Source organism: uncultured Methanospirillum sp., from assembly GCF_963668415.2.
GTDB lineage: Archaea > Halobacteriota > Methanomicrobia > Methanomicrobiales > Methanospirillaceae > Methanospirillum.
Map to the genome: position 1 here is coordinate 3,785,685 of NZ_CAXXDL010000001.1, position 12,334 is coordinate 3,798,018.

Genomic DNA, 12,334 nt, shown 5'->3' on the forward strand with positions numbered 1-12,334 from the left:
GATGCGGCTTATCATAGTAGCCGGACCTCCTTCTACAGGGAAGACTGCAGTTATCAGACAGATCATCAGATCAATGCCCGAGCAACGGTTCGCATACCTGAAGATCGATGTTGTAGTTGCAACAGAGGATGAGGAACTCGCTGCCGAGTTCAACATTCCGACAAAGAAAGTCTATTCAGGAGATATCTGCCCAGATCATGCAGGAATCATGGTGATGGATGACGCTATCACCTGGGCAGCAGAACAGATCGCAGATTTTCTGATCGTAGAGAGTGCCGGGCTCTGTCTTCGTTGCACACCATATACCACCCAGTCACTCGGTATCGTTGTCCTCTCCGCCGTATCCGGAATTCATTCTCCAGTCAAGATGGCCCCGATGATAGCACTCGCTGATATTGCTGTGGTCACACGAATCGATCTTGTGACCCAGGCCGAAAAAGAGGTCTTCAGAGAGAAGATAAAAGGGATTAGTAACGGGATCGAGATCGTAGAGACGAATGCCATCCAGGGAACCGGGCTTCGGTTCCTGATCAGGGACATCAGTGAAGGGCCGGAGGTGACAGACTCAAAATCTATCACACTCAGGGGGATACCTCCACTGGGTGTCTGTACGGTATGTATTGGAAAGACATCTATCGGCTGGCAGAACCACTTTGGCGTAATCAGGAAACTTGACGGGGCTGATTACCTCTTTAGAGGTGAGTAACCTGACAGAAATATTTGACCAGGGGGAAAAGCAGACTGCAAAATCTTCAATCTGGACTCCACCCGGTCGGGACTGCGGGGCATGTGGACACAAATCCTGCATGGCATTTATGGATGAGATCTCTGCCGGTACAGCAAGGATGGTCGATTGCCCCTTTTATCAATCAGATTCTTCATCTGGTTCTTCATCAGACCTCCTACAACAAAGCATCAGCAGCCTTCCTCCTTCACGCAATCTGGAACAGATTCCAGATACAGATATTCTTGGAAATCCGCTAGATTTTATCCTTCTCCCGCTCCCGGGTGAATTTTCAGCACGAAAATTTCTGCTTCCCTTCAGGCCGGATATGGTTGAACGGTGGGAGATCAAGTCAGGCGACATCATCACCGGAAGACCGATGGGAGCAGGTTGCCCTGTGCAGCATGTGGTGCAGGTCATCACGGCAAGTAAAATCTCAGGACTTATCACCGGTCACGTAGTCGGTCCCGCATATTCCCGGGGGCGTGAGGTAAAAGATCTGGAAGCATACCACATGATTGGGTTTGAAGGAATCGCCATCCCTTCACGGAATGAGCCGGTATTTGGAAAGAGAATGCGATTTCTTCCCGGATTCTGTATGATGAACCTCGGCCACACTGGTGTCGTGAATATGGTCATGGGCACAAAGAACGGGCTCCATGTTCGGGTAGAGGATATCAGGATTTAATGAGCAGACTTGACGAGATCCGTGAGAGGATCAGAGACAAAAATGCAGTAGTTCTCACTGCAAGTGAGTTCAAGAAGCAGATCGATGAAAGTGAACCTGATAAACTTCTCAGGGATGTCGATGTAGTTACCTGTGGGACATGCGGCGTTATGTCAGGCACCTATGCTGTTCTCTCAGTTCCTGTTTCCCCTCCTGGAACATTTCTTCGTGCTGACACCGTAACCCTGAATGGTGTTCCGGCAATTCCCGGACCATGCCCGAATGAACGTCTCGGGCTGGTTGATCTCATCGTGTACGGAACTGCACATGCTTCTCCAACCTATGGAGGAGGACACCTCTTCAGGGACATCATCGCTGATCAGGAACTCCATGTTGAAGTTACTGCAGAAGGTAGATCATATCAAGCCGATATTTCAGGCCATGATCTGCCACATGCACGGCTTTTTACCACCCGAAGTGCTTTTAAAAACTATACAGCGATCATCAACAGATCTGAAACACCGGTGAGTACAATCTTCTCAGCAAATCCACTTGCAGGAAAGAGCAATGAGGCAACGGTTTCCGGATGTGGTGAAATAAATCCAATAGAAAATGATCCAACACTGCGGTTCCTCTCACCCGGAACACCCATTCTGGTCAATGGAGGAGTTGGATATGTTGTCGGACAGGGAACCCGGAGCAGTAATGTGCGTCCAAACATAGCTGTTCATGGCGAGATGAACACCATGGATCCTGATTACTGCGGCGGGTTTCTTACATCGGCAGGACCTGAATGCCTGACAAGTATCGGTACAGCGATTCCCCTTGTTGATGAATCAGTTATCTCCTCACTTATGATCAGAGATGCCACTATCGCGATGCCGGTAATGGACATCGCTGACAGGCAGCAGATATCATGCAGTTCGTACGATCGGGTCTGGAGCGGAACTGCACGGACCATCAGATATGATCCAGCCGGATGTATCAGATGTGACCCATGTCTAGTAAAAAAATCCTGTCCTGTTGATGCCATCAGGGAATCAGGAGAGATCGATCATGCACGTTGCTTTACCTGCGGTACATGTGTGCACCTCTGCAGGGGAACGGTATACACGGGAGACTTCGGTTCACTCGCTCTCCCTGAAGGAAATATTCCGATTGTGCTTCGGCAATCTGACCGACAGAGGGGCGAAAAGATCTGCAGACAGATGAAGAAATTGATTCAAAAAGGAGAGTTCTGGTTATGACTTCAAGATATCAGTTATTCTGCCCGGTATGTGGTACGAGGTTTCCTGATACATATCAGCTGACCTGTCCGTCGGGTTGCTCAGGGCTTATCAGGGCTGAATACACGACGTCGCAATTGGTTATCCGCGATCTTCCAGGTTTATTCAGATTTGCTGACTGGCTTCCGGTTGATGGTAATCTCCCTACCCGGTCTGGCCCTGTCTGCTACAAAAGTTCAGGTCTAGCACGTGAACTTGGTCTGACGGATCTATGGATAGCCTTTGCCGGGTACTGGCCAGAACATAACGCATATGTCACCAGTGGATCATTCAAGGAGTTCGAGGCTTTGCCAACCATGGTGCGGCTGGCAGAAAGGGCCGAAGGTGTGATCCTTGTTGCATCGGCCGGTAATACTGGAAGGGCATTTGCCGAGGTGTCAGCTAAGACCGGGAAACCAGTAATCGTTGTTGTTCCGGCAAAAGCCAGAGATAGGATATGGACTAGTACACCAGCAGATGATCTCCTCCTCATAACTGTTGATGGCGATTATACAGACGCCATTAACCTGGGTAATATGATTTGCACACTTCCCGGAGTATATCCGGAGGGTGGTGCAAAAAATGTTGCACGCCGGGATGGGATGGGTACTATGATGCTCGAAGGGACAGTGACCATGGATCACCTTCCTGATTGGTACGTGCAGGCTGTTGGAAGCGGAACCGGAGGAATTGCAGCATGGGAAGCATCAATGAGGCTGGTTGAAGATGGCCGATTCGGATCACACCTTCCACGTCTGCTGTTGATCCAGAACGAGCCATTTATACCGATGGCGAATGCGTATCAGGCTGGACGCCGGGAAATTATTGCTGATGATATGAAAGATCCAAAAGATGCAATATCCCAGGTATACGCAGATGTACTCACCAACCGTATACCCCCATATGGAATCTCCGGAGGTGTTTTCGATGCCCTGACTGCAACAGACGGGCTGATGGCCACAGCAACAACAGAAGAAGCAAAAGCCGCTGGAGGGCATTTCAAAGATCTGGAGGGTATTGACCTTGATCCCGCAGCTGCAGTCTGTGTTGCTGGACTTATCAGGGCCGTGCAGTCAGGATTAATGAGGAAAGACGAGAACATTCTTCTGGCTATTACAGGTGGAGGATACGAGAGAATCCATAGCGAAATGAAGACCTACGTTCATATACCTGATCTCGAAGTTACTCAGAATACCGAGAGCAAAAAAGTGATCCAGTTCGTGAAAGAGTGGGTGAACAGATATGTATGAGGAACAGGTTGCCCGGATTTTGCACACCGAAGGGATTGAGTATGTCGTCTCTCTCCCATGCGACAGGACAAAAGATCTTTGTATGGTACTTGAGGATGAGTTCAGGTACATTACCATCTCACGTGAAGAAGATGGAGTTGGTGTCTGTTCTGGTATCTCTCTCATGAATGCACGATGCATCCTTCAGATGCAGAGTTCAGGACTTGGTAATTCTCTCAATGCTCTTCTGACGCTGCCAGCGTTATATGGTCTTCCTCTCCCCATTCTTGCAAGCTGGCGGGGATACTATCAGGAGAAGATTGCTGCACAGATTCCCTTTAATGAAAAGATTCCAGAGCTTCTTGATCTCTATGGTATCGCGTACACACGTATCCTCACACCTGAAGACATCCCCCAGATCAAAGACGTGATTATTGATGCTTATGAAAAACATCGACCGCACGTAGCCCTGATATCTCCATTGGTCTGGGAGGGAGATGCCCCTGCTAAACGATGCCAGTTTAAACCACGAGAACGGCGAACAAATCTTACCTATACCGGTGAATTCAAAAAGCCGGAGATGAAGCGGGCAGATGCTATCAATACGATAGCAGAACTATTACAAAATGAGTTTGTTGTTTCAAACATCGGAGTTCCATCAAAGGAACTTCATACCGCCCGTGATCGTGACAGAAATTTCTACATGCTTGGATCATACACCCAGGCGACACCAATAGGTCTCGGAATTTCCCTGGTAACCAGCGATCAGGTCATTGTACTTGATGGTGACGGTAGCCTGCTCGGAACTGCCATCCTCCCAGTTGTAGCTGCCACAAATCCGAAAAATCTTACGATCGTGTGCCTTGATAACGGAGTATATGGAAGTACCGGAGACCAGTGCTCACCTGCATATCAGACGATCGATCTCGAACTAATTGCGAAGGCTAATGGAATTATTCATACAATAAAAGTACATTCAGCAGAAGAACTCAAAGCTGCCTGGAGTAGTCTTCCGGAGGGGCCCCGGTTTATTCATGTTGTAATTGAACCCGGCAATAGTACTGCACCAAATATTTCCCTCTCACCCCATGATATCAGGAACCGGTTTTCAGCGGGATAGTTTGGATCTTATTAGGTGCAGAAATAAAGAAGTAAAATAAGTTTTTTCAGAATACAATTAATAAGGCGGCTGCAGCCTGTATGTTTGCAGATGATGCCTCAACACTCTTTGACTCTGCCCTGATGAAGTACTTTCCAGGAGTTGTACCAGTAGTTTCCCATGAGATTATACCTTTTCCGGTCTGATTAAGCCTGATCTGCCCGTAAGAAGTTGTCCCCTGATAGACAGAATCAGTTGGGATGAGAGATCTCAGGGAGATTCCCTCACCTTCCCCGGAGGGAATATACGCCCCTATCTGGTAGGGACCGGGTGGATAATCTCTCATTATGTCACTCTGATTACCTTCAAAAAAAGGGATGATCGGATTATCTGAATCTGCGACATTCTCCGGGACAACAATCCAGATATAAACATCTTCTCCGGGTTTCCCGGAGATTACAGATACAAATGGTTGCCCCACCTTTACTGTTTCCGGGTTTGTACTGATGGTAAGGAGATCTTGTGTTCCAGAGGGGCTGGATGCTAATAATGCCTGAGTTTTGTTATAGAAGTCGATCAGCGGCCTGTTCAGCAACGAGTACTTCTCACCTGATGGAGATGAATCAGTGGTTGTAGCAGAACTGGCTGATATCAAAGATACAGGAGCTCCTGTAGCTTGCAGAGGAACAGAAGTAGATGATTGAGAATAATCAGTACCAGATGCCTGTTCACTGGTCTGATGGGAAGTTACGGTATTCATGGAAGCGGCTCTCTGCCCTTCAGACACAGAGATATAATTCTTCTCCTCCTTTGAACTGGAACTTCCTTCTTTACTGATCGAGAGTGAGACCGGATAAGTTCCAGGTTTTGTATAGATGTGAACCGGATTCTGAACAGAATCTGTATCTCCGTCTCCAAATTCCCATTTCCATGCAGTTGGATCTCCACTAGAGAGATCAGTGAACTGGACCTGAAGTGGTGTTGTGCCGGATCGTGTACTGACCTTGAAATTTGCCATAAAGGATGGTTTTATTCCAGGTACTACAGGAATCGATGAGTAAAAGGGATTATTCACCACAAAAATGGCATCAGGGAGAGTACTGGTATCTGAACCGGATTCATCAGAAACGGTCATTGAAACCGTGTATTTCCCGGGTTGGAGGTATGTGTGTATAATTTGTCTACCTTCTCCGGTTGAACCGTCACCAAAATCCCAACGCCAGTCCGATGGAGCCCCGGAAGAGGAATCGACAAAGAACACCGTAAGCGGGGCCTGTCCCTGAGCAGGTTTCATCATAAACTGTGCATTCAATGCTGAAACCTCCCCAGTTATACTGATCAGAAATCCAAATAGGACAATCATCAGTACTTCCAGACTACAAAACCTGTTCATAGTGACACCTCCATGAGATACGATTGTAGTGAGTTGTGAATTATTTAAACATATCTTTACCAGGAGAAAAAATCTACAAATATTCGATTATAATAATAAATTTCAAATTATATCACAAAAACATTGGAATTTGAATAATAGATATAAGCATCCTGTATCTGCTCATTATTTACGGCACTTTTAAATACTCACCAGCGAATATCCCCTCTTCATACGAGAGAGGATGAAGCATGAGAGCAGATAGTATCAGAAAATTAATGCCATTAATTGGTATTTTTTTACTAATTGTCACAGCATCGTCTTTGATATCAGCCGAGACCCTTACAGATCTGGGGGATCATCCCGGCATATCTGATACTGATACATCACTCACCATATCTCAGTCAGGCACATCTCTATCTGGTATTTCTTCTAGCAAAGTCGTCTCGTATACACCTTCAGATGGTAATGATGCTTCTATCAGTACTTCTGTACCTCCACGAATTCAGGAACAACCACCTGAACGCTGGATCAGAGACACAAAAACCGATCAGTATTATGACCCGGTATCACGAACATACTGGAGATACGATTCGGTCATCAGGAAATTTTACTGCAAAGACAAGGAATGGTATCTGGTTACCCGTTTTTCTGACATACAACCAGCACGGATTGTTGCGCAATATTACTATGATCCCCGATCCATCAGCCTGATTGATATGGAAACCGGGCAATCCATCAATCCCAGTACAATGGAGGCCATTCAACCTACACAGACCCAGACTCCGGCCAGGACAATAAAACCCACTTATACGAAAACTCCTATACCCCAGGAGACTGGCGAGACAGGAATCAGCGGGTCAGACTCTGGTACACTCAATAATGATCCCTGCCTTGTTACCTGTCAGGATTGTCCTGACGGATACTGTCGTGACTGTAACCACAACCAGATCTGCGATGAGATAGAATCTGGTACTTCAGGAACAACGTCGACCGGGGGCCAGAGTGAAAATCCTCAGGGTCTGGTACAACCGGTCCCAAGTGTTACCAACCATCAGAGTGGCCAGAGTGAAGCACCCCAGCCTATTGTCCAGCCAACACAGACACCTGTTTCTCAGGGCGGAATCAGCGAAACAGCACAGGCACCTATCCTGGCAATGAAGATGGGATCAACCTGGACCAATGAGAACACCGATGCTGTGATGAACAATCCAACATCACCCACTCTGATAACTTTTGACTCAGATGTTCAGATTCTGTCCATCTCCACATATCACTGGAATAACGGCCAGGGTGTCTCCGCTCCGGGAACCATCGGGGTCAAGGATTCAGATGGAACAATGTACGGACCCTGGCAGGCCACCGGTGAAAAGGGAACAGACGGAGTGCCGAATACCAGATGGACTGCCATTCCTGAAACTTCTGGTAATGAGAAACCGATTTTTAAGAAAGGATCTTACACGGTTATTGATTCAGACCAAAGTACCTGGTCTGTCAATACAAATTCAAAGAATCAAGGGTTCTGCACAGTGGAGTATATTAGTGCGATAAATACCAGTTCGCTCTCAGATCTTTCTGATTCATCCATAAAGCCCCTGGATCTGAAAAGCACCAAGATAGGAGATCTGACATCATGACCATCTCTTTGGTATCCTTTCAACAAGGTTACCTGAAAAAGTTCGGGCTTATCATACTCATCATCTGCATTCTCTACATTTTCTCTCCGGTCTCCGCAATCGGGAGTGTCACAACTGCCGGAGATGAGATCCTGAAGACCGACCAGTTGAGAAATCTTACCGGAGGAGACGGACAAGGGATCAGAGTAGGTGTCATCTCAAACGGGGTGAAGCATCTTGCAGATGCCCAGAAGACCGGCGATCTCCCTGCTGATGTCCATGTTCTGAAGACCGGTAAGATGGATGAAGGAACAGCAATGCTCGAGATCATTCATGACCTGGCACCAAACGCTTCGCTCTATTATGCAGATTCAGGTGATAATGATCTCAGTTTTTCAGAAGCTATTGACAGTCTTGTAGCGGCTGGATGCAACATTATTGTTGATGATGTCGGACTCCTTGAGATTCCGTACTTTGAAGACGGACGTAGTGCAGTTCATCTGAAAGAGATCCTCCTTCAACATCCAAACCAGATCTTTGTTTCTGCAGCTGGAAACAATGGGCAACTGCATTACCAGGGGATGTTCACCGATGCAGGTGGTGGTTTCAACTCGTTCAATGGATCTCCGGGCATTCCGGTTGATATGAACTCAGGCGGTTTTATGGGAACTATCCTTGAATGGGATGATTCGTATGAGCAGCGTCAAAACCCGTACAGTCTGTATCTTTATGATCGCCAGACAGGAGCAGAGATCGCGGTAAGTGAACGAACGGAGAGTGGAGAAAAACGTTCACTTGAAAAATTATATTATCAGTACATCGGAGACAAACCACTGAAGGCTGAGATCAGGGTAAAAAAGACAGAAGAGGCAGAACCAAAAATTCTTGAACTGATTCTGAAGATCGACAAGAATCTGGTATCCATTCCGGAGGGATACATGATTTCATCAGATTCTATCATCGGTCAGGCGGCAGTGGATGAGGTGATATCCGTAGCCGCAGTACCTGCAGTTATGGCTCCAACGATTGAGAAGTTTTCATCACAGGGCGAGGTGACCATCGCATATCCAACACAGGTAGAGCGCAAAAAGCCTGATATATCAGGACTCAACTCAGTCGAAGTTTCTGGAGCCGGAAAATTTCCTTCACCATTTACCGGAACCAGTGCAGCAGCTCCCCATATCGCCGGCTTATTAGCCCTTGTATGGAGCCTGTTTCCCCAGACATCCGGGGAACGTATGAAGGAAGCCATGTTCCAGAGTGCGACTCCATTCGATCAGCAGAGATGGAGCCCTGTGTACGGGTACGGCCTTCCAAATGCAGTAAAGATGTATGAATATCTGCATAACACTTCGGCAAACCAAACCCAACAACAGACAATCACACCAACACCGACTCAGACAACGTTCCCCACTCCTACGCAACCACCAGTTGAAGAAACAGGAACCTCCTCTGTAATCACAGGTTCTGTTGAAATAACAGAGTCTGGTGAATATACCCTTGGATCAGATATTCTTGACTCTTCAGAAACCATCATCAGGATATCCTCTTCTGATGTCACGCTGGATGGAACAGATCACCAGATCGAAGGATTTGCGGTACAGTTCGGACTTGAATCTCCCCCCCTTCAACGTGGAATTGTGATTGAATCCCCTGATCAGAGCAGGCTTAAGAATATAACCATAAAGAATCTCGCCGTGATGGGAACATATGTGGGAATTTCAGCCAGAAATACCAATGGTCTGGTGATAGATTCCTGTCGTTTACCCTATAATACCATCGGGATGATCCTGTCAGGGATATCGCATGCAGATGTAAAAAAGAACACAATTAACGGGAATGCACAGTATGGCCTTGTGATGGATCAAGGAACCAGCGACTCAGTCATTAGCATAAACGATCTAAAGAAAAACCTCATCGGTATGGTTCTGGATAAAGTGTCTAATAACCGGATATCCGGCAATTCTGTAATTCTCAGTCACCAGGAAGGTATCCTGCTTAAGGGAGGATCCACATCAAATGTCATCGAGAAAAATACTTGTTCAGGAAATGGAAATGGTGGGATCGTCCTGAAATCCTCACTGAAAAATTCGATCAACAACAATATCTGTGAACAGAACTCACCACCAGGAATTTACCTGGAAGAGAGTTCAGAGAACCTGATATCTGATAATACTCTGACTGGAAATCTCCGAGGATTGAATCTCTATTATTCAGACACAAACACGATTACCAATAATTCTGTACTATCGAACAAGATCAGCGGTATCATGTTCCAGCCCTCGGGACGCAATATCGTAAGTCAGAACAGAATTACAGGAAATGTTGGTGAAGGTATCCTCATTTCTGGCAGTGTCACACCTGAAAAAGTGAATCTTATCTCAGACAACTATCTTGAGAATGAGAATAATGTAAACATCCAGGAGGGTGCTAATCCTAATTATGCCTGGAACGGTGAAAAATCCCAGGGTACAAACATAGTTGGTGGACCGTATACCGGCGGTAATGTCTGGGCTTTGGCTGATGGGAAAGGATTCTCGCAGACCTGTCCTGACATTGACGGGGACGGGTTATGTGATGCTGCCTATTCAGTGTTACCGGGAGTTAAAGATGAGTTGCCATTGAAATATTCCAGTTCGTCCATCATACCGGGCAGTCCGGTAAGTACAGGATCCACTATCAGGCCTCCAGGTCCGGAGGATCTCCTTACTGAGGGCCTCTCTCTCTTCGGTAAAGGAAAATACGAAGAAGCGGTGGCATTGATGGACAAGGCCATTGATACGTCTCCGACAAATTTCCAGGCATGGAGACTAAAGGTTCTCTCTCTTTCAAAAATGAAAAAGAGTGATGAATCGATTGCTACTGCCAATGAGGCTTTGAGTCTTTATCCTGAATCTATCATCCTGTGGTACACTCTCGGTGACATCTATCTGCTTGACCTCGCCGAGTACCAAAAGGCTATTTCAGCGTACCAGAAAGCTCTCGCGATTGACAAAGATGATACACACAGTCTGACTAACCTGGCTTTTGCAATGGATAAATCGGGTAGGAGTGATGAGGCACTGAAACTTTATCTCCAGGCCATCACAATCAATCCGTCACTTACAGATGCCTGGGTTAAAGCAGCTAATATCGAAACGCGCGCAAATAATTTCAACCAGGCAATTCAACATTATGACAAAGCATTATCATTGGATCCTGGAAATGCATTCACCTGGAACAACAAAGGATATGCCCTATCATTGGAAGGAGATTATGAAGGGGCAATTCAGGCATATCAAAATGCCATTCAGATAGATAATTCATACGATGTTGCCTGGACAAATCTTGGTAATGCATATACTGCGCTTGGAAAGATACAGGAGGCAGATAAGGCTTATTCGCATTCTCACATATGATGATCATAACCAAATATTTTTAAGACAGAACCATCATTATCGGGTATGAACAGGTTGTGGGTATGTTTAGGAATTACGATGATTCTCATCGTAATGACCGCTGGCGGAGTATCAGCCGCATGGTGGTCACAGCAGGATAGTTATCAGTCATCTTCTGGCTGCGACTGGAACTTCTTTGGAGGAGGATGTTACCAGCAGCAGAGTGAATCACATTCTTCATCATCAGGAGGAGGCTGGGGTCCGAACTGGTTCGGTGGTTTGTACTCGGATTATTTCAGTTCTTACACACGATCAAATTTCTGGACAGGCTGGTGGGCCAATGGCACCCAGATCGCTGATGTATCAGGAGTATGGAAGACGGATCTGCTCGGGAACCTCACGGTCCGCCTGACAGGTGACGATATCATCCGTGCATCATACAAGGTGAAGGATAACAACGGATACATGCAGGGTAACTTCTCATCCAACAATTCGCCAGTCATGGACGGATTCTGGTGGGAGGCACCCGAGTACAGGCCACCGTATCAGGCAGGTGCCGTACAGATAACGTTTGATAATAGTACTTCTCTGAATGGTGTCTTTGCCTATGCTGACGGAACCTGGGGACCGTTCACCGGAACCAAAGTCAGAGCAAACCTGACAGCCGAAGAGGATGATGCCCTCATGGACATGCCTCAGCTTAGCTGGAATGTTGATACCAGTCAGACCTCTGACAAGCGGGTGACAAATCCGGTTGGTACCAACCCGATACAGAACACCTAACCTTTTTTGTACTTTCTCAATGATTCTCAATGACCCTGATGTGGATTAGTCATCTGCCAAATTTGACAAACACTGAGTATCTCACAGTAATCTGATCCATGATCTGTTTTGAAATATAAGGACCGGACTTGCTCATATGACCGGGTCAGGTGAGAAAATTCAGATGCCTGATGCAGTTCTGGAATAGTTATACTATGCCTAA

Annotated in this window: 9 protein-coding genes; 8 read left to right on the top strand and 1 reads right to left on the bottom strand. The window is 46.6% G+C overall.

Going from position 1 to position 12,334, the window contains the following annotated elements; all coding sequences use genetic code 11:
* Position 1: 1 nt before the first annotated feature.
* The 5 genes from ACHZA2_RS17735 to comE are packed head-to-tail and all read left to right on the top strand — an operon-like array spanning position 2 to position 5,005.
* On the top strand, positions 2–706 hold the full coding sequence (locus tag ACHZA2_RS17735; protein WP_319580822.1) for a GTP-binding protein: 705 nt from the start codon (positions 2–4) through the stop codon (positions 704–706).
* Complete coding sequence (locus ACHZA2_RS17740) at positions 699–1,412, top strand: (Fe-S)-binding protein (RefSeq protein WP_319580823.1); 714 nt, start codon at positions 699–701, stop codon at positions 1,410–1,412. Before ACHZA2_RS17735 ends, ACHZA2_RS17740 begins: the two co-directional genes overlap by 8 nt.
* Entirely contained in the window at positions 1,412–2,638 is a 1,227-nt protein-coding gene (locus ACHZA2_RS17745) for a methanogenesis marker 16 metalloprotein (protein ID WP_319580824.1), read from the top strand. The genes ACHZA2_RS17740 and ACHZA2_RS17745 overlap by 1 nt, the downstream gene beginning before the upstream one ends.
* Complete coding sequence (locus ACHZA2_RS17750; RefSeq protein ID WP_319580825.1) at positions 2,635–3,906, top strand: cysteate synthase; 1,272 nt, start codon at positions 2,635–2,637, stop codon at positions 3,904–3,906. Before ACHZA2_RS17745 ends, ACHZA2_RS17750 begins: the two co-directional genes overlap by 4 nt.
* The gene (comE, locus tag ACHZA2_RS17755; protein ID WP_319580826.1) at positions 3,899–5,005 is read left to right on the top strand and encodes a sulfopyruvate decarboxylase subunit beta; all 1,107 of its coding nucleotides are present in this window, start codon (positions 3,899–3,901) and stop codon (positions 5,003–5,005) included. Before ACHZA2_RS17750 ends, comE begins: the two co-directional genes overlap by 8 nt.
* A gap of 46 nt (positions 5,006–5,051) precedes the next feature.
* Here the strand turns inward: comE and ACHZA2_RS17760 are convergent, their stop codons facing one another.
* On the bottom strand, positions 5,052–6,377 hold the full coding sequence (locus ACHZA2_RS17760) for a PKD domain-containing protein (RefSeq protein ID WP_319580827.1): 1,326 nt from the start codon (positions 6,375–6,377) through the stop codon (positions 5,052–5,054).
* Positions 6,378–6,607: 230 nt separating this feature from the next.
* On the opposite strand from ACHZA2_RS17760, the gene ACHZA2_RS17765 reads away from it, so the two are divergent.
* The 3 genes from ACHZA2_RS17765 to ACHZA2_RS17775 all read left to right on the top strand — a co-directional run bounded on the left by ACHZA2_RS17765 (position 6,608) and on the right by ACHZA2_RS17775 (position 12,132).
* Positions 6,608–7,993, top strand: a complete 1,386-nt coding sequence (locus ACHZA2_RS17765) for a hypothetical protein (protein ID WP_319580828.1) — start codon at positions 6,608–6,610, stop codon at positions 7,991–7,993.
* Positions 7,990–11,370 (top strand): NosD domain-containing protein, encoded by a 3,381-nt coding sequence (locus ACHZA2_RS17770; protein ID WP_319580829.1) that lies wholly within the window; start codon positions 7,990–7,992, stop codon positions 11,368–11,370. Before ACHZA2_RS17765 ends, ACHZA2_RS17770 begins: the two co-directional genes overlap by 4 nt.
* 78 nt (positions 11,371–11,448) lie before the next feature.
* The gene (locus tag ACHZA2_RS17775; protein ID WP_319537568.1) at positions 11,449–12,132 is read left to right on the top strand and encodes a hypothetical protein; all 684 of its coding nucleotides are present in this window, start codon (positions 11,449–11,451) and stop codon (positions 12,130–12,132) included.
* Positions 12,133–12,334: the final 202 nt, after the last annotated feature.